Genomic DNA, 25,931 nt, shown 5'->3' on the forward strand with positions numbered 1-25,931 from the left:
ATTGATTGTTCAACTGTCAATATAAAAGCATCTCTTTTTTTGACAATTGTTCAATCTTTCAACTATAATGTCAATAAAAGGGGGAATTCTATGTTAGAAAACCGTTGTGATTGTGCGCCTCAAAACCAAGATCTTGTAGATACAGTAAAAAACAGCCTTCCTAATTTTGATGAAATCATGGATCTATCCGATTTCTTTAAGGTTATGTCTGATAGTACCCGACTTCAATTACTAATTTCTTTACAGCACTCAGAAATGTGCGTATCTGATTTAGCCAACGTTTTAAACATGACAAAATCAGCCATTTCTCATCAATTAAAGGCATTGCGTATATCAAAGCTCGTTAAATCTAGAAAAGATGGAAAAACAGTTTATTATTCACTGGATGATGAACACGTTGAAGAAATTCTAGCTATGGCTGCACATCATCTTAAAGAAAAATAAGGAAATAAACTTCCTTATTTTTTTAATCCTCATCAATATGTTCCATTCCCTGACCAATAATTGTTCGAACGTGTTGATCAGCCAATGAATAGAACACAGATTTCCCTTCTCGACGACTCTTCACCAACTTATTTTGTTTTAAAATTCTTAATTGATGAGAGATTGCCGATTGTTTCATATTCAAAACCTGCGCTAAATCACAGACACATACTTCAGCTTCAAATAATACAAATAAGATACGAATCCTTGTAGAATCTCCAAAGATCTTAAATAATTCCGCCAAATCATATAGATTCACTTCGTCTGGCATTTTTTCTTGAACGATTTTTAATAATTCTTCATGAACCTCGATCTTTTCGCAACATTCTATATTATTCTTTTCCATTAAAATCTCCTAGAAAAAGATTTCGCAGTCATCTTCAACAATTTTACAATTGTCTAAAACACGACCCATAACTTCTTTTGCGTTAACACCATCTTCAAATTCCACGATCATTTTTAATGTCATGAAATTTACAACTGCGTTTTTAACACCTTCTGTTTTATTGGCAGCTTCTTCCATCTTGTTTGCACAATTTGCACAATCTACATCAATTTTATACGTCTTTTTCATAACCGTTCTCCTTTATATATGAACAATTGTTCATACGTTAATTTAATTGTAACAATTATTTCCATAACGTCAAGATAAAAAGATAAAAAATAGCTATGATTAACAAAATATTTGTCTATCACAGCTATTAATACAATTTTAGATTAATCTTTTAAGATTTCTCCGTTGGTTTCGATTACTTTTTTATACCAATCAAAACTCTTTTTCTTTAATCTCTTATATGTTCCTTTATTATAGTCATCAACATCGACATAAATAAATCCATAACGTTTACTCATTTGAGATGTTGATGCACTCACAATGTCTATACATCCCCACGAAGTATAACCCATTACTTCTACGCCATTTTCAATAGCATGACCGATTGCTTTAAAATGATCTGCAAAATAATTGATTCTATAATCATCTTCAATCGTTCCATCTTCATTAACGACATCATTGTATCCTAAACCATTTTCTACGATCCATAAAGGTTTCTGGTAGCGATCATACAAATCAATTAGGGAAATTTCTAATCCCTTTGGATCTATTTGCCATCCCCATTCACTAGTAGAAAGATATGGATTCTTGACACCTGTTGTTAAGTTGCCACCAACCTTCTCTCGTTTTTCAGCATGAATGCTTTGTACCATGCTCATGTAGTAAGAGAATGAAATAAAATCTACAGTATGAGCGGCTAAAATTTCCTCATCCCCCTCTAGAATAGGAATTTCAAAGCCTTTATCTTTCCATAGTTTTTTGATCCAAAGAGGATATTTTCCTCTTACTTGTACATCTGTATAAAGATTATTCGTCCTATTATCCATCATTGCTAGATATATATCTTCTGGATTACAAGTTTCAGGATATGTTAAAGTTTTTGTAACCATGCATCCAATTTGAGCACCTGGAATAATTTCACGTGCATATTTAGTGACTAAAGCACTTGCAACTAATTGATGATGTAAAGCTTTATAAATGGCTTCTTCTGCCTCATTTTTTGATGCATAGTTGTCTTCTACGATACCTACTGTTGTAAAAGGATGACGAAAAACACTGTCTATTTCATTAAACGTCAGCCAATATTTAACTAAATCTTTGTATCTTTCAAAGCAAGTCGTTGCAAATTTCACAAACATATCAACCACTTCTCTGCTCGCCCAACCTTCATAGTTTTCTACTAAATATAAAGGCATTTCATAATGCGAAAGCGTGACTAATGGTTCTATATTGTGTTTTCGTAAACATTTAAATACATTCTCATAGAATAAAAGCCCTTTTTCGTTTGGCTTTTCTTCATCTCCATTTGGAAATAATCTAGTCCAAGCAATTGATAAACGAAGTGTCTTAAAGCCCATTTCTGCAAATAATGCTATATCTTCTTCATAATGATGATAGAAATCCACTCCATGTCTTTTTGGATAGTAAACAACATCATCAGTTTCTCTTGCCTTGCGTATATCATCCATATCTATATGCCATTGAGAAACATAGTCTTTTTTATCCACATTTGGTTTAAACATTGCAACATCTGCAACACTCATACCTTTACCATCTTCATTCCATGCGCCTTCGCATTGGTTTGCGGCAATTGCGCCACCCCATAAAAAATTATCTGGAAATTTCATCTTTTTCTCCTTTTATATGAACATTTGAAAAATAAATACCATTATAGGCATTGTAAATATCAAACAGATTACTCCGACCACATTTATAATGCTCGCATAACTTGAATCCATATCATGGCTTTGTACTATGTTTACAATTGTTGCTGCTGGGCTCGATGCTACAGCCATGTATAAAATCAACAGAATTGATGCTCCATCCTGAATAAATGTATCCAATGATGTTATTTTGATAATTCCTAAAAATATTATTGGAAATATGACTTGACGAATTAATACAATTAGATATGTTCTCTTCTTTGCCAACCCTCTTTTTAGATCACAATTAGTGATTGAACAGCCAATAACCAGCATACTTAATGGTGCTACCATTGATGCAAAACTATCTATAACATTTCCAACGATCTCAGGAATTGTAATATTCATTGCAAGCAATAAGATTCCGATTACAATTGCAATTACATTAGGATTCTTCAATATGTTACTCAAATTTTTTTCTGAATCATTAGCTAATAAATTAACTCCATGAGTAAACATAAACAATAGCTGAACCACCATAAAAGCACAACAATATACTGTCATAGTTGGAGACAGAACACTTGTCACTAAAGGTATCAAAATATCTCCCGAATTTGGATATGCAACAGAAGCCTGTTCTATTTCATTCATTTTAAATATACTTTTAAAAGCATATGATAGTATTATCAACAAAATATTGAACACAAGTGCTACAACAAACGCAAATAAGAGATTTGAAAATGTTTTTGGATCGTTATCAATTTGAAAGGCATCAACGATCGTACAAGGTAATACGACATACATAACAACCTTCGCTAAAAAAGTGCCTAAATTCTTTTCAACTGCTTTCGATCTTACTAACACGTAGCCTACTACAATCATTAAAAACATGGAGACTATCTGTTTTAATATCAAAAAACTTAATTCCAAAATTTTTACCTTCTTCTAGATTTAAAATTTAAATTTCTTCACCATTTGTTTCAATGATTCGTTTATAGTATTCAAAACTCTTTTTCTTACTACGATGAAGATCTCCTGTTCCATCATTAAAACGATCAACATAGATGAATCCATAGCGCTTTTTCATTTCACCAGTTCCAGCTGATACAATATCAATAGGTCCCCACCATAAATATCCTAAGATTTCACATCCATCTTCAATAGCTTTTGCCATTTCTTCTAAATGCATTCTTAGATATTTTTCACGAGCTGGATCCTCAATCATTCCATCTGTCTCGTCTTCTTTTAAACCTATTCCATTTTCTACCGGGAATAATGGAAGTTCGTAACGATCATATAGTTCATCGCAAACCAACCTAAAACCAACAGGATCAATAGGCCATTTCCATGGTTCTGGGCTTGACTCTTTCAAATATGGATTTGATAAACCAATTGCTCCACCTGTATCGGATTTCATTTCTACATTTTTAGAATATACTGAACTTCTATAATAGCTAAAAGCGATATAATCGTTCGTATATTTTGCCAGAGTCTCCTCATCTCCTTGTTCCATTACAGGGGCAATTTCTTTTGATTCCCATTCATTTAAAATATATTTTGGATAATGTCCTCTACACATTACATCTGTGTAGAAATAATGCTTTCTTTTAAATAGATGTGTACCTACCACATTTTCAGGATCCGAATTTTCAGGATATGTAGCAATATGAGAGAAGCTACACATTACCCCCATATGCGCTTCTGGATCAATTTCACGGCATGCCTTTACTGCTAATGAATTTGCCACAAACATATGATGACATGCTTGATAGATCATTTTTTCATCTACATCTGCCATTGGTTCGTCTGGATTTGTCGGTGGGAAAGATACAACACCTGCCGCTGCAAAAGGAATCTTAAACGCATTATTAATTTCATTAAAAGTTAACCAGTATTTAACCTTACCTTTATAACGAGTCAAAACTGTACGAACATATTTTTCAAAGAACCCAATTAATTTTCGATTCGTCCATCCTCCATATTCTGCAATCAGTGCAAGAGGTGTCTCATAGTGAGATAATGTAATTACGGGTTCCATACCAAGATCAATCATGGTATCGATCATTTGATCATAAAACTGAAGACCTTTTTCATTTGGTTCTTCTTCATCGCCTCTTGGGAAGATACGAGCCCAGGAAATACTTGTACGAAAAGCTTTAAATCCCATTTCTGACATTAAAGTTAAATCTTCTTTAAAACGATGATAAAAATCAATTCCGTCATGACTTAAATATTGTTTTTCTGGATCCAAATTCATTTCCCAGATTTGTTTTTCCTCGTTCCATTTAATAGATGGATTATTTCCACTTCGAATAATACCAACCAATACATCTGTTACATTTGGAAGTTTACCATCTTCCAACCAGGCACCCTCACACTGATTTGCGGCAACGGCACCTCCCCATAAAAAATCTTTTGGAAATTTATTTTTCTGCATAATGTGCTCCTTTTTAATTAAAGGGAGTATTTCTACTCCCTGACATATACTATTTATTCCTTTTCAGCGTTTAATTTTTCTTGTTCTCTTTGATATTGCTTATTAGACATTAGAACAAATGGAGTAAGTATATAACAATACACCTAACGCCAAAATCACTAATTGTAATACAACACCTTGCCATCCATGACCAATGAATGCACTTACAACGATAGGGAATCCAAATGGTACATCAACAATATTACATGGAACAAATCCAATACTTGTTGCAAACAATAAGCATCCCGTTGCCAAGCCTGCACTCAAAATAAATGGAATAGCATAAGTTACATTCAATACTAAAGGCAACCCAAATACCACTGGCTCAGAAATTCCAAATAAGCCAGGAATTAAGCCAAGTTTTGCTACAGCTTTTTCATCATCTCGTTTTGAAAATAATAGAATTGCAATAATCAAAGATAGAACAAGCCCAGCTCCACCAACTACAATAAAGGATACTAAAGCTCCATACGTAATAGGTTGATCAGGAACACCACCAGCTGCTGCAGTTGCGATATTAGCAGCCAAAGCACTAGCAATCAATGGATTACGAATTGGTGTGATGATCATATTTCCATGAATACCCAAGAACCAGAATACCTGAGCAATCATAAATAACGCAATAGCTCCAAACGGACTTTGGAAAATTGCTTCCAATGGTGCTTGTACAACAGAATAAATCCAAGAATTCATATAAGTTCCAGTTGCTAAGAAGAATAATTGACCTGCTACACCAACTACAACCAAAGAAACTAAGATAGGAATCAACGTGTTAAAGCTCTGTGAAATAGCTGCCGGAACGGAAGCAGGCATTTTGATTTTAATTTTATCAATCTTCATCAAAGTAGAGAACAATTCAGATACTAAGACCGAAATGATCATTGCGATAAATAAACCTTGAGCCCCGATAGCATCACCAGGCAACCCTGCTCCACTAACTGCCGATTCTAAACCTTCTACTACAATAGAAACAGATTGTGGAACCACACAAAGAAAAGCAACTAATGATGTAATAGCACAGATATGTTCTGGAACTTTATTCCTTTTTGCCAGCTCAGATCCAATCAAAAAGCAAATTGGAAGTGCCATAATTGATAAGGTTGCAAAATTAATAGCTGTGAAAGCCGGAGAGATTTTTGCCAATGCTGGAATAAACGCTGCCAATCCAGTACTTGTTGAACAAATTAACGTATTAAACAAACTTGCAAATGAACCTACGATAATAAACGGCATGAATGTAGTAAAAGCGTTTTTAATTGCTCCTAGATACTTATTATCATCTACCTTTTCAGCAACGATCATCAAGCCGTCTTCAAATTTTTCTGTAAACTTTGCCATGGTTATTTACCACTTTCTTCTGCAAGCTTTTCTGCTTGAGCTAGAACCGCTGCGCCATCGCATCTTCCGTATGCAACGGCATCGATAACAGCGATAGGCGCTTTTCCATCAACGATTTTTTGTACTTTACGCATGATATGGCGAACTTGTGGACCTAATAACAATACATCAAAGTTCCCTAATTCATCCTGAATCTGGCCTTGTTCAATCGCCCAAATCTTATAATCTTTCCCTTGATTTTTTGCAGCTTCCTGCATTTTAGAAACAACTAAACTTGTTGACATACCAGCTGCACATGCTAACATAATTCTCATATTAATCTTCCTCCTTTGGTAAAACTTTCTGTAATAATTCATAAACATGAATAAACTCTTTAGCTTGATCAATCATGATCATTGCAGTTGTCAGATGATCCTGAGCATGAATCAAAATAATATTGATATCGCTTTTTTCGCCTCTTGCCTCACCCTGGATCAAATCTGTCTGTGTTTGATGAGCTAAACGTAAATCTTCTTCAGCTTCTTTAACTAGAGAATAAGCTTCTTCAAAGTCAAATTCTCTAGCAGCTTCTATTGCCATTAAGGATTTTGATTTTGCATTCCCTGCATTCAAAATTAAGCCAAAAGATGTTTCATAGTTATTGTCCATAAACTACCCTCTCTTTTCCATGTTTTGTGCACTTACATGTTTTACAGAAACATAATAGCTTAAAGATGTAATCGTTTCCATTTTGTTATTTACCTCGTTTTTTAAAAATAAATAAGGAAATTTAATATTTTTCCACAAAAAAAGAACAGCGCTATGTCTGTTCTTCCTCATTGGCTTTAACATCTATATAATTTCCATTACGATGAAATTCATTATATATCCGTTCTGCCTTTTCCAGTACTTTTTCTCCATCCAAAAGTCCATAATCCTGTTGATCAATCATTGCGATTGGAACCATTTTACCATAAGATTTATGAAATCGTTTATAAACATGCTTCAATTGTGGCCCTAAAAGTAAAATATCACATTGCATTACTGAGCAATCTACCAAATTCTCATCTACACACCATATTTTATGGGATTTCCCTTGTTTCTTACATGCCTCATTCATCATTTCCACAAGTAAACTTGTAGACATTCCCAAACAACATGTTAATAAAATTCGCATATTCTACCTCGTTACTCCAATGTTGATTCTATCTCTCCAAACAAACTCAGTAACACTTCAAAACGTTTATTCTGGATAAGTTCATTTACATATTTTGGATTTACTAATAATTTACTCGTTATCTTATAAAATGTCATCAAATTTCTGTTTGAATTATCTTCCATAGACATAAGGTAAATAAGTTGAACTTTCTTTTTATCCCATATGATTGGTTTATTCAGTATACAAATACATACAAATGTTTCTTTAGTCATAGCTTTATATGGATGTGGTATGGCCACTAAATTGCCAAACTCGGTACCTGCTTGTCGTTCACGATGGAAAATTGCATCATAAAAATCGCTCGGTATATCGTATACTGATTCAATTTTTTTAACCATATACTGTAATACTTCTTCTTTTGTTTCAAATTCCACATTCGTTAGGAAAAGGTCTTTTCTAAAATACTTTTCCATCGTACGACTATGACCTTGTGATAAAAATCTTTTAATAGTCTTTACATCCCTATCCTCTACAAATGATTTGATTTCTAAAATAGGTACAGGTACCGAATAAGCTATTGGAACTGTCGTAATAACATAATCTATATCAGTAAAATCTACATTTTTTATACCTAAAGCATTACTTGTATAAATTTGATTTAAATACTTGCCAAAGTTATCTTTAAACTGATACATCAACAGTTGAGCAGTTCCTCTACCGGTACCACAAACAATCAATATATTTTTCTTATCTTGTTTACGGTTTTTTCTTTCTAGAGCAAGATTGAAATGAAGCGCAAAATATCCTATTTCATCTTCTTTTATTTCCTTATTATAATGTTTTCTTAGTTCCTCGCTTGCAACGACAGCCAAATTATAAGCCATCGTATATTTTGTTTTAATATCCACTAATAAGGGATTATGTAAAACAAGATCATACGCCATACGAACCCCAAATGGAACTAGATGCAGTGCAAGCATCATTCGTAATTCTAAATCATCCATTAAATCAATATGATATGAATCGTATACAGCACGAAGCATATGTGAAACAATCTCATAAACTTCACCATTAATAATAACATTCCCATTTTCTGTTTCATCAATACTTACAATTCTTTTTGCTGCCAAATGTATCGCAATATAACCTATTTCATCATCTGGAAAATCTACATTAAACTCTTCACTTAAACCTTCTACAATTAAACGAGCCATCTTATATTCTTTCCATTCATGAACTTGATTCATTTGCTCATTTGATAAATATGTTTCTTGTCCTTCTTCTATACGACATAATGCAACATAAATATGAATAATAAGGTTATGAAAAGACACATCGGACATATGATATTCGAAAAATTCAAAATTCTTATTCAATATTTGTGAAATTTTCTTAAGAATTTCTCTTTTGTCGTTTTCACATTTGTTATCGGGTAGTGTTTGATTATCCACGTTATCTACAATGATATTTGTCATGCATACGCGAAAATCAAACTCACTACCTATTGCTTTCAATCCATATCCAGGCTTACTTACAAGTTCAATATTATATACTTTTAATCTTTTTCTCACTTCTTTTAAAGTTTGAGATAAAATTGAACGACTTACAAAAAGTTTATCTGCTAGATACTCAATTTTTGTCCATTGTTGAGCATTTAATAAATACTCAATTAAGTATTGAACTCTTTGCTCAAATGTTGCCGGGATGTCTTGAGGTTGTTTCGTAGACAATGAATTAGTAAATTTAGTATACTTTATTTTATCTATGATGTTTAAAGCTATACCTTTCTTAGGCTTAGTTTGAATAATTGCACCATGATGTTTAAGAATACTATTAATTTCCTTAATTTCATTGCGAATTGTTTTTGAACTGACACCAATCTGTGATGCTAACACATTTGAACTAATATAATTTTCCGATAAACTTTCTAAAATTAGTTTTACTCTCTCTTCTTTCATATTATCACTCATTTTAAAGCTTATCATGCCGTTTTATAAATATCCATATGATTATTTTCCATAAAAGAGTTTCTAAATAAGGTAAAATAAACTACAAAAAAAACTGCCACAATATTGTGACAGTCATCTTTCTTTGATCATTAAGTTTAGTTAGGTTAGGTATAGTTAAGTTAAAAAGGAAAAAGTTTTAAACGAGCTGTTCGATTCGTACACCGTTTTCTATTGCATAGATAAACTGGTCACGAACATGATCAAAGAGTTTAAACAATGATTTAAAATATTCAGCCTTTTTAGGACTATATACTTTCCATGCACCCATACAGCAGCATGTTTCATTGTTTATAAAACCCAGGACATCGCTTAAAGGATATCCTAAGAAAATACCGATTTCGTGAGGAAAATCTGTTTCTTCCATTCGCTTATCTAAATGATCCAGACAGGCAGAAAGAGAGTGTATAGGATAATCGTATTGTTCTAGGAAGGTTCTAATTTCTGGATCTAGTAATACATTTTCGAGAATTTCAAATGAATACAAATAAATTGTTATACGAGGTTTATCTGCCTGCAGGATCCGAAAAGTCAAATGCTTATCCGCAAATTTTTCGTTATACTCACGAATCAAACTATCTACACAAGGTATCGCAGTGCGTGGAATATGAAACATATTTGCTAATTTATATTTCTTTAATGCCGGCGCACAATGATACGCAAGGTATTCTTCAAATAATTTTTGTTCTTTAGACATTGCCTAAAATCTTACTTATTTCCGCAATATCCTCTTCTGTTCCTGCATTTTCTACTTTGTACAAACAATCTACTCCATATTCTTCGCTGATCTTGTCACCTGCTTTACAATAAGCATCTCCATATCCAAGATCACCAGAGACAATAACACCTTTTAATTTTGTTCCATTTGTCATCAAGAATGATTCTACTTCCATAGGAACATCTCCAAAGCCATCTGTATACGTAAACAAGATAAAATCATCATCCATCGTTTCACTGCCACTTTCAATAACTGTGGCGTCTAATCCAAGAGCATTCACAATGGATTCTACATTGCCTGTTCTTGAAGCATATGCATATTTCATATTATTCATACCTCCTTAGTTAGTTTTATCTAACTTTATGGTTAGTATAGACTAACTTTTGCGTTATGTCAACTTCTTTTATATTTTTTCTTGCTTGTGACGCAACGTCATAAATTATAATTAAGTCAGGAGGTATTTAACCATGCATAATAAAAGTTATATGAGTGTTGGCGAACTAGCTAAAAAGATGCACACAACTGTAAGAACACTTCAATATTATGACAAAGAAAAATTACTTTGCCCTTCTAGCCAAAGTGAAGGCGGAAGACGATTATATACACATAAAGATATGATTAAATTGCATCAGATTCAATCTTTAAAATCTCTTGGCTTTTCATTGGAAGAAATCAAAAACAAACTAATGCCATTAGATACACCCGAAGAAGTTGCTGCCATTTTAAGTAAACAAGCTTTAACGATCCAAGAACAAATACAACAATTATCTAAATCTTTACAGGAAATCGAATTATTAAAAGAAGAAGTTCTTCAAATGCAACAAGTCGATTTCAAGAAATACGCCGATATAATCGTTAACCTACAAATGAACAATCAATATTATTGGCTTATTAAACATTTTGATGATTCGACTCTCGACCATATTCGACATCGTTTTAACAAGGATACTGGTTTAAGTTTCATACATCGTTTCAATCAATTAATTGAAGAAATATTGATTCTTAAAGACAATAATGTTTCACCTGATAATATAGAAGCTCAAAAAGCAGCACAAAAATTCTGGAACATTGTCATGGAATTCACAAACGGTGATATGAGCCTGTTACCAGAACTAATGAAATTTAATGATCAATTGGACGAACAAAATGAATGGACAAAAAAACAGAGAATTGCCAATGAATATATACAACCTGCATTAGAAATCTATTTTCAGAATGCCGGTGTAGATCCATTTAAGGAGCAATAAATATGTCTCAAGTTATAACACTATCCAATCTAAAGAAAAACTATGGAAATCATGAAGTACTTAAAGGTGTTGACTTAAGCATTGAGAAAGGAGAAATCTTTGGCATTTTAGGTATCAATGGAGCCGGGAAAACTACATTGTTAGAGTGCATAGAAGGATTTCGTCATTATCATTCAGGAAACATCAAAATCGCAGGAAATATAGGAATTCAACTTCAATCTGCATCCTTGCCTTCCTATATGCGCGTTGATGAAGCAATTCAATTATTTTCCAAATGGAAAAACAAAAATTTAGATCCTTCTCTATTTACTGCGCTAAATATTACCGAAATAAACAAAAAATTGTATTATCAATTATCTGCTGGTCAAAAAAGAAAACTCCATCTAGCTCTGGCTTTAATAGGAGACCCAGACATTTTAATTTTAGATGAACCTACAACAGAATTAGATGTTGAAGCTAAACAAGCCCTTCATCAAGAAATCAAAAAGCTCAGCCAAAAAGGAACGACCATTCTTCTTTCTAGTCATGATATGGCTGAAGTTGAATCTTTATGTACACGTATCGCCATTCTGAATCAAGGCAAGATTATCTTTGTAGGAACTACAGAGCAATTAGCTAAAAAGGTGAACAAAAAATATTCAATAAAAATCATTGATGAAAATGAAGAGAAAGAATATTTTACTTCAGATATCATTGATACTTTATCCACTATCCTTGAACAATATAAACTCAAAAATAAACCTATTCTCGATATCAAAATCAATCGAGGCACATTAGAAGATCACTTTATTGAGCTCTCCAAGGAGGTTAGATCATGAAAGCTATTCTTTATGGAATTGGTTTACAATTTAAATTAGATATTCGCAGCAAAACTCTATTAGTAACATGTTATCTTGTCCCACTTTTATTTTTCATGATCATGTCTGGAATCTTTACCTCACTTATGCCAGATGCAACCCAAACACTAATCCAATCTATGACAATTATGGGCGTTTCCATGGGAGCTCTTATAGGAGTTCCTCCTTCTATGGTTGAAATTTATAGTACAAACATCAAAAAAATGTATAGTGCAAATAATGTTCCGCTTTATTTTGGAATATTTACTATTGTGATCTCAGCCTTTATCCATCTCATGATCATGAGTTTTATAATTTTTATTGCAGCACCAATTATTTTCCATGCTTCGGCGCCAGAAAATATCCCACTTTATTTTTTCACACTCGCACTATTTATTATCGTATCTTTATCCATTTCTTGCGTATTAGGTCTTGCGATAAAAAATCAAGCAAAACTCACCATGTATAGCCAAATTATCTTTCTGCCTTCTATTATGTTATCTGGAATCATGTTTCCGGCATCCTTTCTTCCAGATTTACTTGAAACTATAGGTAAGATATTTCCAGCTACATGGGGATACACCTTATTATGCCAACTAGACATAAATTTCTTTACATTCATCCCTTTATTGATTATTTTCTCTATCTCATTCATATTAATCTTACTTCTTTTAAAGAAAGCACAATCTGAATCTTAAAAGCCCAGTTTCCTGGGCTTTTTTACTTCGTTCGCGTGTTATCAATTTTTGGATACATCAAGCCGTACTTGTCTGCGACTTCCTTTCCGTGCGTTCGCATAAAGCTATAAAATCCATCTTCAATTTTATGGCTTAAAGTACAAAACTCATAACTTCTTTAATCTTTACATTTCAAATACACATCAATATAACAAGCATTCTCTGGCAATCCTCGATAACTGGTTCGTTTAAATAAATACGATAATTCAACATAATCTATTTCTTCATATTCTATTTTTATTTTCTCTTCTTTAAAATGAATAATCAATCCATCGCTTGAATAAATCAATGATCCATTTAAGGCATTGTTATAGGCGCCATATAGAAGTGATGGAACATGAAGCTGTTTCTCATCTTGTTTTGGAATTTATACATTCAAAATATTATTCTCTAAATATTCTGTCATAATGTTTCTCCTTTGCTTTATTTTCTAGATAATCTTCTGTATAAAGGGGTATTATGCCAAGAACGTTTATTCCAATAATATTCATTCAATATTTTATATGCTTTTTCATTCGGCATTTCCAGTAATTGAGCTAAGTGTTTTGGATCGATTCATTTAGGTGCTTTTTCATGTAAAATTCGTAACGTCATTAAGAAGTGTTGCCCGTTAAAAAATAAATCCGAATCCAATCGTACAGCTCTATCATCTTTGGTAAAAATCACTAGATAAAATTTAAACAAATAATCTCCACCCATGATCATACCAGCTTCCTGTACACCTGCTTTTACAGTCTCAATATCATCATAATCAATGAATTCCATATCTTCTAAATATGTACCTTTTAATACATGCCAAAAATATTTAAAAGAATTAAAAAAAGTTGTCTAAATCATCAAATAGATGAATTAGACAACTTAAAATATACTCAATTTGGTAAATATAACATTTTCTAACAATTATAATTTGCAGATTATCGTATAAACTAATTATAAATATAGAAGAAAAGCATAATTAAAAATCTTTTAATTTATTCAATAAATCCCTGTCAACTCGACGAACAAATTCGGCCATCAATAAAACTGTCTGCCAATAGTCTTTACGATGAATGATCAAACGATGAGAATGCATATAACGAGTTGGAATTGATAACGTCATCGTTACAACCCCGTCATGAGCTTTATGAATATTATCGGCATCCGTTCCACCAACAGTCATCATGTCATAATTGATATCTAAATCAAGATCTTTACAAATCTTTTCCATTTCATGTAAGAAATTCTTGTTCGCTATGATACCTGCATCCATGACACTAAGGACAACACCTTTTCCAATTCCGTTTACTCCTTTATCCATTGGAGTATCCATACTTGTTGTTACATCCAAGGCAATCGCAACATCTGGATGCAACATATTGGCAGCGGTTCTAGCCCCACGAAGGCCAACTTCTTCTTGTACAGTACCAACACCATACAAGTTAGCTGAATGTTTCTCCTTATGCAATAATCGCATCACATCAACGACCATAGCAGCACATAAGCGATCATCCCATGCTTTACCCATTAGATAATTTGGATTGTTCATAACGGTAAATTTTGTATCCGGCGTAATCATATCCCCAATCTGTATACCTAATTCATAAATTTCCTCACGAGATTCAACACCCATATCCAGGAATAATTTTGTTGGATGTATTACTTTTTCTTTGACATCTTTTGGAAGACCATGTGGTGCACTAGATCCAACAACACCTTGATATCGTTTTCCTTCTCTTGTCGTTACTACTAAAGTTTGGCTTGGAAGAACATGTCCCCACCATCCTCCAACAGGAAGCATTTTAATATAACCATCTTTATCTATATCGCAAACCATGAAACCAACTTCATCCATGTGTCCTGCAATCATAACTTTTACACCGTCTTTGTCCCCTTTTTGAAGGGCAACCAATGAACCCAAATTATCGTATGTGATTTCATCGGCATATGGTTCGATCCATTTTTTCATGACACGGCTTACTTCTTTTTCATTGCCGCTGATTCCATGTGCTTCGCTGAATTCCTTCAGCATTTCTAAATTAATATCTCCAATTGGTTCTCTACTCATAATGATGCCCTCTTATCGATTGCTAGCCTTAAATGCTTCGATTTTTTCTTCGTTTAATTCGCTCAACACTTTATAGGCAGCTTCTTTTGCGCAGTCATAATCATGTAAATCAATCATTGTACTAGCTGTATGAATTCCTCGTGCACAAATACATACACTTAATGTCGGACATCCGCTAAATAATTTATGGATCCAAGCTGCATCTGTTTGTTCCATATTATAGAAATACTGATAATCAATATTATTTTCTTTACAAACACGTACCAGTTCATCCAATAAGCCACGATTTGGCATCATACCTTTATCATAGTAACGAACTAGAACTCCTTTTCCTAGTTTTCCTACTTCCTCTTCTTTTCCTGCATAATCATTTGCAGCTGAGCAATCTAAGACGATGCCCATATCTGGATGAATCAAACCGGTAGCACTGGTTCCACCACGAATTCCAACCTCTTCCATGACACTGGCACCAATATATAGATCATAGTCTAATTCTACATCTTTTAAAGCCTCTAAAAGTTCAACTGTCAATGTACACCCAAAACGATTATCCCATGCTTTGGCAAATACACGATTTTGTACCTGTACGAAATCTCCGCTAATTACAGCACTGTCTCCAACAAACACACCTAGATCTTCCACTTCTTTTTTTGAAGCACAACCTAGATCAATCTTCATCTTTTTGCCTTCACCTTTTTCAAGTGTATCCCCATCGGCAACGATTGCACCTGTTAATTCTTTTCCTTCACGAGTTTTCAAAGTAACTCTTGAACCATACATTGCCCCATCGGCAATATCACCAATCTTAATGAATGACAATAAACCATTATCATGGATTTCTGTGATCATAAATCCAACTTCATCCATGTGAGCACATACCATTACTCTTTTAGCGTTTTCTTTACCACATTTTTTTACCGCAAAAATAGAGCCTAGATTATCATAAATCACTTCATCGCACAGTCCCTTATAGTGCGCAGCCAAAGCTTTTGAGACTTCTTTTTCATCGCCAGAGATCCCAACGATCTGCGTTAATTCCTTCATTATTTCAAGTGTTTTTTCAGTCATAATATATATAGCCACCTTTCTTATGATTCCATTATATCGCTTATAAAACAAGACATTTTTAACATTCTTTCCTAGTCTTAGGAAACCTTAAGTATACTTTACACTTTTATTCCTTGAATTCGGTTTGAAAAGATAGTATAAAACGTGTATTATTTATCTAATAAAAAGGAGTTGTTGATTCGATGAAGACTGATGATTCTTGTCCCCGATATTTTAATCAAGCAGGAGTGATATTATGTTAGCAGTAAGTATTGTCCTGTTTTTTATATGCGTTTTTTTATCTATGATGATGGCCTTGTTTGATCAAGATAAAAAGAGTGATACAAAGACTCTTTCTACCCTTCAATGGCTATCTTATTCATTATATGGATTGTCCTCTTTAGGCATTATCGTTTGGAGCTATACCTCGTTTAATATTCAATCATCCAATATATGGATCGCCATATTGATCATGGTGGCATATAGCCTAGTATATTTTATCTTCGCCTATAAGATACCTAGACGCTTCGCAAACAAAAATACTGAAAAGATTGGTTTCTTGACAAAACTTGCCGGTTTTATTTCTACTTTATTTTCATGGATATCCTGGCTATTTAGTTTTGAAACAGAAATTGAAGACGAAACTGTGTCTGAAGAAGATATTCGTGAATTGATCAATACAGGAAGTGAAATTGAACAACCACAAAAAGAATTCATTGAAAATGTTTTTGAATTAGATGATACAAGCGTTGAAGAAATCTGCACACACCGTTCTAAAGTCATTACATTAGATTTAGACCAATCCATTGATGAATGGAAACAGATCATCCACGATAATCGACACACTTTCTATCCAATCTGTGGTAAAGACGATGATGACATTATCGGAGTACTAGACACTCGAGATTACTTTAGAATTGATGGAGAACTCAACCAGGATATCATCATAAACAAAGCCGTAGACAAGCCATTCTTTGTGGCTGAAAACACAAAAGCCGACACATGTTTCCATGAAATGAAAAATCGCAAGACGTATTTTGCGATTGTTCTAGATGAATATGGTGGTATGACCGGTATCATAACCCTTCACGATATCATTGAAACTTTATTAGGTGAGATGAACGAAGTGGATGATGAAATTCCACCTGTGGAAATTCAAAGAATTGATGACAATCAATGGTATATCTTAGGATCTGCCGATCTTGAAGAAGTCCAGGAAGCACTGAATATTGAATTACCAATTGATGAATATGAAACATTCAGTGGCTATGCCCTATCCCAGTTAGGTAGAATTCCTGACGATGGAACACAACTAGAAATTGATTTAGATACAATGATCATTAATGTTCGAGAAATTAAGAATCACCGTATCGGACAAACCATTGTGTATATAAAAGAAAAGGAGAAAGAGGAAAATGAAAAGTCTTAAAGATGCAATTGAACAAAAAGGATTGATTATCAGTGATGAAGTATTAAAAGTAGATTCTTTCTTGAATCACCAGATCGACTGTCCATTAGTCATGGAAATGGCCGATGAATTCTACGAACACTTCAAAGATAAAAAAATCACAAAAATTGTTACGATTGAATCCAGTGGTGTAGCCCCAAGTTTTGCGACAGCATGCCGATTTGGCGTACCAATGGTATTTATCAAAAAAGCACAGCCAAGCACGATGCAAGATCCAGTCAGCTGTCAGGTATTCTCTTTCACAAAAAACAAATACTATCCAATCTGCATGGAAAGACAATATCTATCTGAAGAAGACAATGTATTATTCATCGATGACTTTTTGGCAAACGGAGAAGCATTTAAAGCTGCAGAAAATCTAATTAAAGAATGTGGTGCCAATATTTCCGGTGTTGGGATCGTAATTGAAAAAGCCTTCCAAAAAGGGCACAAATACATTGTTGATGCAGGATATGACTTCTGCGCATTAGCTTCAATCGCATCAATCAAAGACAAGAAAATAACATGGGCCAAATAATAACAGCGTTTGCCTGTGCTGATTTAAACAAAGAGGAAAAAAACTCATTTCAAGAGATTGAATGGATCGATGACATATATAAGGCAGACATTATCATAGGAAATCCTAAAGTTTATGACATCCATCCCAAATTCATTCAATTAGAAAGCGCCGGCTATGAACAATACGAAAATAAGTTCGCTTGTCCTGTATGTAATGCATCTAAAAGCTTTGGGTTAGGAATCAGTGAATATCTGATATGTACGATCTTGATGAGTCTAAGACATATGAAAGCTCATATGCATAACCAAGATCAAAGAAAGTGGAATCGATTTGATGATACGATTCAATCTATTTCCGGTTCATGTATATTGATCCTTGGCTTAGGCGATTTAGGATCGACATTTGCTAAGAAAGCCAAGGCTCTTGGAGCTTATACAATTGGTGTACGCAAATCTAAAAAAGATTGTGATATCGTTGATGAAGTTTATACGATTGATTCATTAAACAAAGTATTGCCTCGAGCCGATATTATAGTCTGTACTCTACCAAGCACAAAAGATACACGATATCTTTTAAACGAAGAACATTTTCATCTTATGAAAAAAAGCGCCCTGTTTTGTAATGTAGGACGCGGTGATCTAGTTAAAAGAAACATTTTGGAAAAAGTAATGCATGAAAAGATCATTCAAGGTATGGTATTAGATGTTATTGAAAATGAACCTTTAGATCCAGGCTCTTCTTTGTGGTTAGATCCAAATGTAATCATCACACCACATGTATCCGGTACATTTCAGCTTGCGAAGGCAAAAGAAATATTCTTAGATATCGCAAGACAAAACGTTCATGCCTTTATTCATGACAAGCCTCTTATCAATCAAATATCAAGCAGCATCCAGTGATGCTGTTTTTATTATATGTAAAAGAAAAAAGTGGAAAATTCCACTTTATTCTGTAGCTCCATATTCCGCATAATATGCATCAATACGCTCTTTTAATTCTGCATCCAATGCATCTTTTGATTCAAGATACTCAACAACTTCAGGCATTGAAACAATTGCCGCTGTTGGAAAACCATATAATTCTGAAATTTCTTTTAATGCAGTTTTATTCCCTTTTCCTTTTTCGTTACGATTTAAGGAAACAATCAATCCTTTAATTTCCACATTAGCTGCATTTCTTACTTTAGGAACTGTTTCTTCCATAGATTTTCCAGATGTCGTAACATCTTCGATCATAATTACACGATCACCATCCTGAAGTTTTGTTCCTAATAAACCGCCCATATCAGCTCCATGATCTTTTACTTCTTTACGATCTGAACAGTAACGGACTTCTTTGCCATAAAGGTTATCTAAAGCAATTGTTGTCGCAACAGCCAAAGGAATTCCTTTATAAGCTGGTCCAAACAATACATCAAAGTCTAAACCATAATTATCTACGATTGCCTTTGCGTAATATTCACCTAATCTTTTTAGCTGATTTCCTGTAACATATCCACCCGCATTCATAAAGAATGGGCTTTTTCTTCCTGATTTCAATGTAAAATCACCAAATTTTAAAACTTTACTTTCCAACATGAAATCGATAAATTCCTGTTTATATTGTTCCATCTTTAACCCTCCATATTTATTTTTTCTTATCTAATTTTACCATTTACCCTGTTATATTTATACCCTTATTATGAAATTATTCATCATACAAAAAAACTATTAAATCTATTTTAATTTTCACTTTTTTTCCTTATCATAATAAAGACAAAAAGGAGAAATAAATCATGGACACAAAATACCTGTTGGCAGAAGCTTTAAAAATATGTATGAAAAAAGCTCCATTGGAAAAAATAACTGTAAAAGATATTACGGACACCTGCGGAATATCAAGGCAAACGTACTACCGCCATTTTCAAGATAAACAAGATTTAGTCAATTGGTATTTTGAAAAAATTTTGAATGAATCTTTTGAACATATGGGTACTGGTAAGACCATCTATGAAGCCTTGATTAATAAATTGACTTTTATCCAAAAAGAAAAACTATTCTTTACTGCTGCATTTAAAAACGATGATCAAAACAACTTAAGAAAACATGATTTTGAACTAATTTTAGCTTTTTATACAAACAAGATCAAAGAAAAAATGGGAGATAATCTATCTGAAGAATTGATGTTTCAACTAGAAATGTACTGTCAAGGATCTGTCTATATGACAGTAAAATGGTTGTTAGATGGTACAAAAGAATCCTGCCAAACTATGGCCAAACTTCTAACAGATTCAATGCCTGAAGTTGTAAAGAAAACCTTTGTCGAATTACACTTAATATAAAGTGACAAATCGCTGATTCTGTCACTTATAAAAGAGTATCAAGACTGTTAAAATAAGATTGGAAAACGTTTACATAAAGGAGGAATACTAAATGGCTAATAGAATTATGTTAAACGAAACATCTTATCATGGCAGTGGCGCAATTCAGGAAATTGCCACAGAAGCAAAGGCAAGAGCGTTCAAAAAAGCTTTTGTTTGTTCTGATCCTGATCTGATTAAATTTGGTGTAACAGGAAAAGTTACAAAAGTATTAGACGATGCAGGTTTAGAATATGAAATATATTCTGATATCAAAGCTAATCCAACTATTGAAAATGTAAAGCATGGTGTTGAATCATTTAAAGCTGCTCAAGCAGACTACATCATTGCGATTGGGGGTGGATCTTCAATGGATACCGCAAAAGCAATTGGTATCATCATTGCCAATCCTGAATTTGAAGATGTTCGCTCTTTAGAAGGAACAGCTCCAACAACAAAACCATGTGTACCTATTATTGCCGTACCTACAACAGCAGGAACTGCAGCAGAAGTAACGATCAACTATGTAATTACAGATGTTGAAAGAAAACGTAAATTCGTTTGCGTTGACCCTCATGACATGCCAATCATTGCGGTTGTTGATCCAGATATGATGTCATCTATGCCAAAAGGATTAACTGCTTCTACAGGCATGGATTCCTTAACTCATGCAATCGAAGGTTATACAACAAAAGCAGCTTGGGAAATGACAGATATGTTCCATCTAAAAGCTATCGAAATCATTAGCCGTTCTTTACGCGGGGCTGTTGCCAATGAAAAAGAAGGTCGTGAAGGTATGGCTTTAGGTCAATACATTGCTGGTATGGGATTCTCTAATGTTGGTTTAGGTATTGCTCACTCTATGGCACATACTCTAGGTGCTGTTTATGATACTCCTCATGGAGTTGCATGCGCTATGATGTTACCAATCGTTATGGAATACAATGCAGACTGCACTGGGGAAAAATATCGTGAAATTGCCAGAGCAATGGGTGTTAAAAATGTAGATTCTATGACACAGGAAGAATATCGTAAAGCTGCAGTAGATGCCGTTCAACAACTTTCTGTTGATGTAGGTATCCCTACTAAACTTGAAGCGCTAAAAGAAGAAGATCTTGATTTCTTAGCTAAATCCGCTTATGAAGATGCATGTGCTCCAGGCAACCCTAAAGATGCCAGCATTGAAGATCTAAAAGATCTATTTAGAAAATTAATGTAATTACAGTTAAGGTAGACATAACGTCTACCTTTTTTCATTCAAAGTAAAAGGACCGAATCACTCGGTCCTACATGTGAATTACTCAATCATAATTGTCTTGTTCTCAGGCAATTTTTCTTTTTCCTTAGGGAATGTGATCTTTAATTCACCATTGTCATAACTTGCTTTGATATCTTTTTCTTCAACATTCTCACCAACATAGAAACTACGTGAGAAACTACCACTGTAACGTTCCTGACGAATCAAATTGCCTTTGTCATCTTTTTCTTCTTTGTTTGAATTACGAGATGCACTGATATTCAGATAACCATCTCTTAAGCCAATTTGAATGTCTTCTTTTTTACATCCTGGCAATTCAACATCCAACAAGTAATGATCATCTTTTTCTGTGATGTCTGTTCTCATCAAGCCATTGTTACGACCTGTAAAGAATGGTGTGTTAAACATGTCATCAAATACATCATCAAATAAATCATAAGTTCTAGGGAAGAATTTCATATACATCGCCTCCATCTAAACTAGCGGTTGTAATTCATTTGCAGCCGTTGTTCATGAAATACTTCTTCAATCAAGATACCTTACCTTGATTACACTTATATTATATCCCACATTTTAGCAAAGTCAACCCCAGAGTGCTAAAATCTTTGAAAATTAAAAAAATCGATCCTTTCTGTGGATCGATCTATTCTTATAATTTCTCACCATTGCTGGCAATTACTTCTTTATACCAATCAAATGATTTCTTTTTACTTCTTTTTAAAGTACCGTATCCTTTATCATCTTTGTCAACATAGATAAAACCATATCGTTTTTTCATTTCACCTGTACCCACAGATATAATATCAATTGGTCCCCATGTCGTATACCCGATAACATCAACGAAGTCTTCATCCATTGCTTTTTTTAATTGTATTATATGATCTTTCAAGAATTTGATGCGTTTATCATCGTTGATTTGGCCTTTTTCATCTGGATATTCATCTAAGCCTAAGCCATTTTCAACGACAAATAGAGGCAATTCATATCTATCATACAGTTCATTTAAGCCAATTCTTAAACCAATAGGATCAATTGGCCAATCCCAATCATTTCTTTCCAAGAACGGATTCTTTCTAGTAACGATACAATCATTTTTATCATCTGCTGAAGCAATTGAAGAAAAGTAATAACTAAGTGCAATATAATCAACAACACCTTCTTTTAGAATCTTCTTATCCTCTTCGCTAACTTCTAAGTTAACACCTAATCTTCTTAATTGCGCTTTACACAAATTAGAATAGTATCCTTTAGCCATAACATCCGTATAATACCAGTTAGGCATCATTTGAAAACGCTGTGCCAGTTGATCTTCTGGTCTTGAAGAGCTTGCATAAGTAGTCGGGTATTGAACCATACATCCAACTTGATAATTTGAATCAATCTCATGAGCTAACTTAACCGCTTTGGCCGAAGCCACAAACATATTATGACTTGCGATCACCTTAATCTCATTAGGATTTTCCCCTTCTTTAAAACGTAATCCTGCCTGGAAGAATGGTTCTTCCTTATTCATAGTTTCATTAATTTCATTGAATGTCATCCAGTATTTTACTTTTCCTTTGTATCTATGAAATACTGTCTTACAGTAATTTAAGAAAAAATCAATTAATTTTCTATTACGCCAACTTCCATAATGATCAACTAGATATAAAGGTGTTTCATAATGCGATAAAGTAATAACAGGTTGAATATCATTTTTTAGCAATTCATCAATAAATTCATCATAGAATTTTAGACCTGCTTCATTAGGTGTTTCCTCATCACCTTGAGGATATATTCTTGGCCAGTTTATAGAAAATCGAAGACATTTAAATCCCATTTCTTTAAACAGTGCAATATCCTCTTTATAACGATGGTATGAATCAATACCTTCATGGCTTGGATAGTACACACCTTCATGAACGTGATCGTGTATGATACGTGGTACGCCATGAGCTCCAGCAGTTTGAACATCCGCAATACTTAAACCTTTTCCATCAACATCATAAGCGCCTTCCCACTGGTTTGCAGCTACAGCACCACCCCATAAAAATTTTTCTTTCATGATTTATTTCCTCATTCTTCAATAGCATCCACTTCGCTATTTAGTTCTTTTTTATTTGCCATGATTACAAATGGCGCATAGATTATGAATGCAACCACAACATTTACTACAACTAATAATAATGCACTAAACTGACCATTATAAGCTAAGAATTGTTGAATAAACATTGGCATTCCAGAGATTGATTCTACATAATTCGAAGTTAAAAAGCCTGCTTGAATAGCAATATATCCTATATTTGTTGTTACTAAAGGTGCCAAAACAAATGGAATTAAATATACTGGATTTAGCATGATTGGTAAACCAAATACGACAGGTTCTGATATACCACAAATTAATGGAATCATTGAAATTTTGCAAATTTGTTTCTCTTCCTTCTTTTTCGAGAACACCAGGATTGCTAAGGCTAAGGAAATTACGATTCCTCCACCTCCAAGATTTGAGAACAAATGCATGAAAGCTTTTGTATAAACTTCTTCAGGCATTGTTCCTGCAGCAACAGCAGCCATGTTTGCTGCCAATGCAGCAGCCTGGACCGGTTGAGCAATCGGATTCAAAGCGAAAGTACCATGAATACCAAACCACCATAACAACTGTGTGAAAATTACGATTAAACTAACTCCCAGCTGAGATCCGACAATTGTATTAAATGGTCTTTGAATAATACCATATAAAATATCATTCAGATACATACCAGTTGTACCATAAAGGATTCCACCGGCAATACCAAAAATGAAAAGTGTAATACAAGCTGGAATAAGAGCATTAAAACTATTTGAAATCATTGGAGGTACTGAACTAGGTAGTTTAATCTTTATTTTTTCATTATTCATTAATTTTGAGAAAATCACGATAGAAAGAATACTTACAAAGAAACTCAAGAATAATGAAGATGCACCTAAATCAGAAGAAATTGTTTCAGGATTTAATAATGATAAGAAGCAACATCCTGCAATAATCATTGTAACCAATGGTTTTTGTTCATTCTTTTCTCCAAGCAGATAACCAACTATCAATGTTGTCCAAAGTGCCATACAGTTAATACATGCATAATTTACAGTAGAGAACATTCCTGAAAAATTGCTTAGCCATTCTAATCCACTAATACCTGCAAGCCCTGTCGTTCCACAAATATAAATATTGAACAATAAAGCAAATGAACCTGCAATGATCATTGGCATCAAAATTGCAAACGCATCTCTGATACAAGAAATATATTTATTCTTATTCATAAATGTTGCTACTGGAACCATCCATTTATCCATAAAGTTAGAAAATTTTTCCATCATTTAATATCCTCTCCTTTCCAAAAGTTAAATTATTTTTCTAATAATTTTTCGGCAGTTGCTACAACTCCAGCACCATTTAAGCGTCCATAATCCATTGCATTAATAACCGCTACAGGTTTCCCATTTGCAATTTTTTCTACATTATCTTTCTCTAGACGAACTTGAGGTCCCAGCAAGATAACATCACATTTGTCTAAATTATCCGCAATTGCTTCAATTGAGCATGCCCAAATTTTATGATCCTTTCCCTGATCTTTCGCTGCTTGTTTCATTTTTTCTACCAACATGCTTGTAGACATACCAGCACAACAAGATAACATAATATTCATATAATTTTTCCTCCTTCTATTATCTTTCTTTTTCTAATTGATATAATTTTTGATAAAGTTTAATCATGCTGTTTGCATGATCAATTGCCATCATAGCCATAGATAGATGGTCTTGGGCGTGTACCATAATCAGACCAAATTGCTGATTTTCACCTCTGGCTTCGGATTGAATTAGATCCGTTTGAATTTGATGTGCTTGATTCAAATCATCTTTTGCCTTTTTAATAGCCTCTTCAGCTTGTTCAAATTCATAATCACTGGCAAACTGCTCAGCTTCCTTGGCATTATTGCGTGCATTCCCTGCATTAAGAATTAACATAAATGCTGTTTCTGTAATATCCATTGTTTTGACCTCCTTGCACTATTATCATAAACATTTGCTCATTGGTTTACCTTCGAATCATTTTCCATTAAATTACGGAAATTTTCTATGACGAAAT

Annotated in this window: 31 protein-coding genes; 9 read left to right on the top strand and 22 right to left on the bottom strand. The window is 33.7% G+C overall.

Features of this window, described 5'->3' with window-relative positions; genetic code table 11:
- Positions 1–90 precede the first annotated feature (90 nt).
- Positions 91–444 (top strand): ArsR/SmtB family transcription factor, encoded by a 354-nt coding sequence (locus tag HMPREF0367_RS06830; protein ID WP_035402622.1) that lies wholly within the window; start codon positions 91–93, stop codon positions 442–444.
- Positions 445–466: 22 nt separating this feature from the next.
- Here HMPREF0367_RS06830 and HMPREF0367_RS06835 read toward each other — a convergent pair whose 3' ends face one another.
- From HMPREF0367_RS06835 to nrdI, 12 genes are all read right to left on the bottom strand, one after another.
- Positions 467–829 carry an ArsR/SmtB family transcription factor gene (locus HMPREF0367_RS06835; RefSeq protein ID WP_035402624.1) on the bottom strand — a complete coding sequence of 121 codons (363 nt, stop codon included), beginning with the start codon at positions 827–829 and terminating at the stop codon, positions 467–469.
- 9 nt (positions 830–838) lie between these two features.
- Positions 839–1,057 (bottom strand): cation transporter, encoded by a 219-nt coding sequence (locus HMPREF0367_RS06840; RefSeq protein WP_035402626.1) that lies wholly within the window; start codon positions 1,055–1,057, stop codon positions 839–841.
- A gap of 143 nt (positions 1,058–1,200) precedes the next feature.
- On the bottom strand, positions 1,201–2,664 hold the full coding sequence (locus HMPREF0367_RS06845; RefSeq protein WP_035402628.1) for a glycoside hydrolase family 1 protein: 1,464 nt from the start codon (positions 2,662–2,664) through the stop codon (positions 1,201–1,203).
- A 12-nt stretch (positions 2,665–2,676) separates the two neighbouring features.
- The gene (locus HMPREF0367_RS06850; RefSeq protein ID WP_035402630.1) at positions 2,677–3,609 is read right to left on the bottom strand and encodes an AEC family transporter; all 933 of its coding nucleotides are present in this window, start codon (positions 3,607–3,609) and stop codon (positions 2,677–2,679) included.
- A 28-nt stretch (positions 3,610–3,637) separates the two neighbouring features.
- Complete coding sequence (locus HMPREF0367_RS06855; RefSeq protein WP_035402632.1) at positions 3,638–5,116, bottom strand: glycoside hydrolase family 1 protein; 1,479 nt, start codon at positions 5,114–5,116, stop codon at positions 3,638–3,640.
- 102 nt (positions 5,117–5,218) lie between these two features.
- Entirely contained in the window at positions 5,219–6,493 is a 1,275-nt protein-coding gene (locus HMPREF0367_RS06860; RefSeq protein WP_051335212.1) for a PTS sugar transporter subunit IIC, read from the bottom strand.
- A 2-nt stretch (positions 6,494–6,495) separates the two neighbouring features.
- The gene (locus tag HMPREF0367_RS06865; RefSeq protein WP_035402634.1) at positions 6,496–6,807 is read right to left on the bottom strand and encodes a PTS sugar transporter subunit IIB; all 312 of its coding nucleotides are present in this window, start codon (positions 6,805–6,807) and stop codon (positions 6,496–6,498) included.
- Position 6,808: 1 nt separating this feature from the next.
- Positions 6,809–7,141 carry a PTS sugar transporter subunit IIA gene (locus tag HMPREF0367_RS06870; RefSeq protein WP_035402636.1) on the bottom strand — a complete coding sequence of 111 codons (333 nt, stop codon included), beginning with the start codon at positions 7,139–7,141 and terminating at the stop codon, positions 6,809–6,811.
- Between the two features lie 151 nt (positions 7,142–7,292).
- Positions 7,293–7,649 carry a PTS sugar transporter subunit IIB gene (locus HMPREF0367_RS06875; protein ID WP_051335213.1) on the bottom strand — a complete coding sequence of 119 codons (357 nt, stop codon included), beginning with the start codon at positions 7,647–7,649 and terminating at the stop codon, positions 7,293–7,295.
- Positions 7,650–7,660: 11 nt separating this feature from the next.
- Complete coding sequence (locus HMPREF0367_RS06880) at positions 7,661–9,601, bottom strand: BglG family transcription antiterminator (RefSeq protein ID WP_169815943.1); 1,941 nt, start codon at positions 9,599–9,601, stop codon at positions 7,661–7,663.
- 175 nt (positions 9,602–9,776) lie between these two features.
- Positions 9,777–10,334 (bottom strand): DUF3793 family protein, encoded by a 558-nt coding sequence (locus tag HMPREF0367_RS06885; protein ID WP_035402639.1) that lies wholly within the window; start codon positions 10,332–10,334, stop codon positions 9,777–9,779.
- Positions 10,327–10,680, bottom strand: a complete 354-nt coding sequence (gene nrdI, locus HMPREF0367_RS06890) for a class Ib ribonucleoside-diphosphate reductase assembly flavoprotein NrdI (RefSeq protein ID WP_015536364.1) — start codon at positions 10,678–10,680, stop codon at positions 10,327–10,329. The genes HMPREF0367_RS06885 and nrdI overlap by 8 nt, the downstream gene beginning before the upstream one ends.
- A 142-nt stretch (positions 10,681–10,822) precedes the next feature.
- On the opposite strand from nrdI, the gene HMPREF0367_RS06895 reads away from it, so the two are divergent.
- Genes HMPREF0367_RS06895 through HMPREF0367_RS06905 form a run of 3 tightly spaced genes read left to right on the top strand, consistent with a single transcriptional unit; the run spans position 10,823 to position 13,136 of the window.
- Positions 10,823–11,602: a MerR family transcriptional regulator gene (locus HMPREF0367_RS06895; protein ID WP_035402641.1), complete on the top strand. Its 780-nt coding sequence runs from the start codon at positions 10,823–10,825 to the stop codon at positions 11,600–11,602.
- Between the two features lie 2 nt (positions 11,603–11,604).
- On the top strand, positions 11,605–12,420 hold the full coding sequence (locus tag HMPREF0367_RS06900; RefSeq protein WP_035402643.1) for an ABC transporter ATP-binding protein: 816 nt from the start codon (positions 11,605–11,607) through the stop codon (positions 12,418–12,420).
- Positions 12,417–13,136, top strand: coding sequence for an ABC transporter permease (locus tag HMPREF0367_RS06905; RefSeq protein WP_035402645.1), 720 nt, complete (start codon positions 12,417–12,419; stop codon positions 13,134–13,136). The genes HMPREF0367_RS06900 and HMPREF0367_RS06905 overlap by 4 nt, the downstream gene beginning before the upstream one ends.
- A 157-nt stretch (positions 13,137–13,293) precedes the next feature.
- On the opposite strand, the gene HMPREF0367_RS10460 is transcribed toward HMPREF0367_RS06905, so the two are convergent.
- The 4 genes from HMPREF0367_RS10460 to HMPREF0367_RS06920 all read right to left on the bottom strand — a co-directional run bounded on the left by HMPREF0367_RS10460 (position 13,294) and on the right by HMPREF0367_RS06920 (position 16,287).
- Entirely contained in the window at positions 13,294–13,464 is a 171-nt protein-coding gene (locus HMPREF0367_RS10460; RefSeq protein ID WP_154654094.1) for a hypothetical protein, read from the bottom strand.
- 266 nt (positions 13,465–13,730) lie between these two features.
- Positions 13,731–13,940 carry a hypothetical protein gene (locus tag HMPREF0367_RS06910; RefSeq protein ID WP_022355388.1) on the bottom strand — a complete coding sequence of 70 codons (210 nt, stop codon included), beginning with the start codon at positions 13,938–13,940 and terminating at the stop codon, positions 13,731–13,733.
- Positions 13,941–14,130: 190 nt separating this feature from the next.
- Positions 14,131–15,219: a M42 family metallopeptidase gene (locus HMPREF0367_RS06915; RefSeq protein WP_035402647.1), complete on the bottom strand. Its 1,089-nt coding sequence runs from the start codon at positions 15,217–15,219 to the stop codon at positions 14,131–14,133.
- A 12-nt stretch (positions 15,220–15,231) separates the two neighbouring features.
- Positions 15,232–16,287 carry a M42 family metallopeptidase gene (locus HMPREF0367_RS06920; protein ID WP_051335214.1) on the bottom strand — a complete coding sequence of 352 codons (1,056 nt, stop codon included), beginning with the start codon at positions 16,285–16,287 and terminating at the stop codon, positions 15,232–15,234.
- 235 nt (positions 16,288–16,522) lie between these two features.
- Here HMPREF0367_RS06920 and HMPREF0367_RS06925 point away from each other — a divergent pair, with 235 nt between their 5' ends.
- Genes HMPREF0367_RS06925 through HMPREF0367_RS06935 form a run of 3 tightly spaced genes read left to right on the top strand, consistent with a single transcriptional unit; the run spans position 16,523 to position 19,132 of the window.
- Positions 16,523–17,695, top strand: a complete 1,173-nt coding sequence (locus HMPREF0367_RS06925; protein ID WP_051335215.1) for a hemolysin family protein — start codon at positions 16,523–16,525, stop codon at positions 17,693–17,695.
- Positions 17,682–18,251 carry a xanthine phosphoribosyltransferase gene (locus HMPREF0367_RS06930; protein ID WP_022355384.1) on the top strand — a complete coding sequence of 190 codons (570 nt, stop codon included), beginning with the start codon at positions 17,682–17,684 and terminating at the stop codon, positions 18,249–18,251. The genes HMPREF0367_RS06925 and HMPREF0367_RS06930 overlap by 14 nt, the downstream gene beginning before the upstream one ends.
- A complete protein-coding gene (locus HMPREF0367_RS06935) occupies positions 18,239–19,132 on the top strand; it encodes a D-2-hydroxyacid dehydrogenase (RefSeq protein WP_051335216.1) in 894 nt (297 codons plus the stop codon). Before HMPREF0367_RS06930 ends, HMPREF0367_RS06935 begins: the two co-directional genes overlap by 13 nt.
- Before the next feature lie 45 nt (positions 19,133–19,177).
- On the opposite strand, the gene pyrE is transcribed toward HMPREF0367_RS06935, so the two are convergent.
- The gene (pyrE, locus tag HMPREF0367_RS06940; protein ID WP_035402654.1) at positions 19,178–19,843 is read right to left on the bottom strand and encodes an orotate phosphoribosyltransferase; all 666 of its coding nucleotides are present in this window, start codon (positions 19,841–19,843) and stop codon (positions 19,178–19,180) included.
- 164 nt (positions 19,844–20,007) lie between these two features.
- Here pyrE and HMPREF0367_RS06945 point away from each other — a divergent pair, with 164 nt between their 5' ends.
- Both HMPREF0367_RS06945 and fucO read left to right on the top strand, forming a co-directional pair.
- A complete protein-coding gene (locus HMPREF0367_RS06945) occupies positions 20,008–20,553 on the top strand; it encodes a TetR/AcrR family transcriptional regulator C-terminal domain-containing protein (RefSeq protein WP_015536375.1) in 546 nt (181 codons plus the stop codon).
- 91 nt (positions 20,554–20,644) lie between these two features.
- Positions 20,645–21,790, top strand: coding sequence for a lactaldehyde reductase (fucO, locus tag HMPREF0367_RS06950; protein WP_035402656.1), 1,146 nt, complete (start codon positions 20,645–20,647; stop codon positions 21,788–21,790).
- Positions 21,791–21,868: 78 nt separating this feature from the next.
- Here the strand turns inward: fucO and HMPREF0367_RS06955 are convergent, their stop codons facing one another.
- From HMPREF0367_RS06955 to HMPREF0367_RS06975, 5 genes are all read right to left on the bottom strand, one after another.
- The gene (locus HMPREF0367_RS06955) at positions 21,869–22,288 is read right to left on the bottom strand and encodes an Hsp20/alpha crystallin family protein (RefSeq protein WP_022355382.1); all 420 of its coding nucleotides are present in this window, start codon (positions 22,286–22,288) and stop codon (positions 21,869–21,871) included.
- Positions 22,289–22,478: 190 nt separating this feature from the next.
- On the bottom strand, positions 22,479–23,873 hold the full coding sequence (locus tag HMPREF0367_RS06960) for a family 1 glycosylhydrolase (protein WP_035402659.1): 1,395 nt from the start codon (positions 23,871–23,873) through the stop codon (positions 22,479–22,481).
- Between the two features lie 11 nt (positions 23,874–23,884).
- Positions 23,885–25,162, bottom strand: a complete 1,278-nt coding sequence (locus HMPREF0367_RS06965; RefSeq protein WP_035402661.1) for a PTS sugar transporter subunit IIC — start codon at positions 25,160–25,162, stop codon at positions 23,885–23,887.
- 29 nt (positions 25,163–25,191) lie between these two features.
- Positions 25,192–25,491, bottom strand: coding sequence for a PTS sugar transporter subunit IIB (locus HMPREF0367_RS06970; protein WP_035402664.1), 300 nt, complete (start codon positions 25,489–25,491; stop codon positions 25,192–25,194).
- A 19-nt stretch (positions 25,492–25,510) separates the two neighbouring features.
- Positions 25,511–25,834: a PTS lactose/cellobiose transporter subunit IIA gene (locus tag HMPREF0367_RS06975; protein WP_035402666.1), complete on the bottom strand. Its 324-nt coding sequence runs from the start codon at positions 25,832–25,834 to the stop codon at positions 25,511–25,513.
- Positions 25,835–25,931 lie beyond the last annotated feature (97 nt).

This window comes from Faecalitalea cylindroides ATCC 27803 (assembly GCF_000469305.1).
Lineage (GTDB): Bacteria > Bacillota_I > Bacilli_A > Erysipelotrichales > Erysipelotrichaceae > Faecalitalea > Faecalitalea cylindroides.

Bases quoted from the DNA above. Each gene is read 5' to 3' on its own strand.
- HMPREF0367_RS06830 (WP_035402622.1), top strand. From the start codon at position 91: ATGTTAGAAAACCGTTGTGATTGTGCGCCTCAAAACCAAGATCTTGTA.
- HMPREF0367_RS06835 (WP_035402624.1), bottom strand. From the start codon at position 829: ATGGAAAAGAATAATATAGAATGTTGCGAAAAGATCGAGGTTCATGAA.
- HMPREF0367_RS06840 (WP_035402626.1), bottom strand. From the start codon at position 1,057: ATGAAAAAGACGTATAAAATTGATGTAGATTGTGCAAATTGTGCAAAC.
- HMPREF0367_RS06845 (WP_035402628.1), bottom strand. From the start codon at position 2,664: ATGAAATTTCCAGATAATTTTTTATGGGGTGGCGCAATTGCCGCAAAC.
- HMPREF0367_RS06855 (WP_035402632.1), bottom strand. From the start codon at position 5,116: ATGCAGAAAAATAAATTTCCAAAAGATTTTTTATGGGGAGGTGCCGTT.
- HMPREF0367_RS06860 (WP_051335212.1), bottom strand. From the start codon at position 6,493: ATGGCAAAGTTTACAGAAAAATTTGAAGACGGCTTGATGATCGTTGCT.
- HMPREF0367_RS06865 (WP_035402634.1), bottom strand. From the start codon at position 6,807: ATGAGAATTATGTTAGCATGTGCAGCTGGTATGTCAACAAGTTTAGTT.
- HMPREF0367_RS06870 (WP_035402636.1), bottom strand. From the start codon at position 7,141: ATGGACAATAACTATGAAACATCTTTTGGCTTAATTTTGAATGCAGGG.
- HMPREF0367_RS06875 (WP_051335213.1), bottom strand. From the start codon at position 7,649: ATGCGAATTTTATTAACATGTTGTTTGGGAATGTCTACAAGTTTACTT.
- HMPREF0367_RS06880 (WP_169815943.1), bottom strand. From the start codon at position 9,601: ATGAGTGATAATATGAAAGAAGAGAGAGTAAAACTAATTTTAGAAAGT.
- HMPREF0367_RS06885 (WP_035402639.1), bottom strand. From the start codon at position 10,334: ATGTCTAAAGAACAAAAATTATTTGAAGAATACCTTGCGTATCATTGT.
- nrdI (WP_015536364.1), bottom strand. From the start codon at position 10,680: ATGAAATATGCATATGCTTCAAGAACAGGCAATGTAGAATCCATTGTG.
- HMPREF0367_RS06895 (WP_035402641.1), top strand. From the start codon at position 10,823: ATGCATAATAAAAGTTATATGAGTGTTGGCGAACTAGCTAAAAAGATG.
- HMPREF0367_RS06900 (WP_035402643.1), top strand. From the start codon at position 11,605: ATGTCTCAAGTTATAACACTATCCAATCTAAAGAAAAACTATGGAAAT.
- HMPREF0367_RS06905 (WP_035402645.1), top strand. From the start codon at position 12,417: ATGAAAGCTATTCTTTATGGAATTGGTTTACAATTTAAATTAGATATT.
- HMPREF0367_RS06910 (WP_022355388.1), bottom strand. From the start codon at position 13,940: ATGGAATTCATTGATTATGATGATATTGAGACTGTAAAAGCAGGTGTA.
- HMPREF0367_RS06915 (WP_035402647.1), bottom strand. From the start codon at position 15,219: ATGAGTAGAGAACCAATTGGAGATATTAATTTAGAAATGCTGAAGGAA.
- HMPREF0367_RS06920 (WP_051335214.1), bottom strand. From the start codon at position 16,287: ATGACTGAAAAAACACTTGAAATAATGAAGGAATTAACGCAGATCGTT.
- HMPREF0367_RS06925 (WP_051335215.1), top strand. From the start codon at position 16,523: ATGTTAGCAGTAAGTATTGTCCTGTTTTTTATATGCGTTTTTTTATCT.
- HMPREF0367_RS06930 (WP_022355384.1), top strand. From the start codon at position 17,682: ATGAAAAGTCTTAAAGATGCAATTGAACAAAAAGGATTGATTATCAGT.
- HMPREF0367_RS06935 (WP_051335216.1), top strand. From the start codon at position 18,239: ATGGGCCAAATAATAACAGCGTTTGCCTGTGCTGATTTAAACAAAGAG.
- pyrE (WP_035402654.1), bottom strand. From the start codon at position 19,843: ATGGAACAATATAAACAGGAATTTATCGATTTCATGTTGGAAAGTAAA.
- HMPREF0367_RS06945 (WP_015536375.1), top strand. From the start codon at position 20,008: ATGGACACAAAATACCTGTTGGCAGAAGCTTTAAAAATATGTATGAAA.
- fucO (WP_035402656.1), top strand. From the start codon at position 20,645: ATGGCTAATAGAATTATGTTAAACGAAACATCTTATCATGGCAGTGGC.
- HMPREF0367_RS06955 (WP_022355382.1), bottom strand. From the start codon at position 22,288: ATGAAATTCTTCCCTAGAACTTATGATTTATTTGATGATGTATTTGAT.
- HMPREF0367_RS06960 (WP_035402659.1), bottom strand. From the start codon at position 23,873: ATGAAAGAAAAATTTTTATGGGGTGGTGCTGTAGCTGCAAACCAGTGG.
- HMPREF0367_RS06965 (WP_035402661.1), bottom strand. From the start codon at position 25,162: ATGATGGAAAAATTTTCTAACTTTATGGATAAATGGATGGTTCCAGTA.
- HMPREF0367_RS06970 (WP_035402664.1), bottom strand. From the start codon at position 25,491: ATGAATATTATGTTATCTTGTTGTGCTGGTATGTCTACAAGCATGTTG.
- HMPREF0367_RS06975 (WP_035402666.1), bottom strand. From the start codon at position 25,834: ATGGATATTACAGAAACAGCATTTATGTTAATTCTTAATGCAGGGAAT.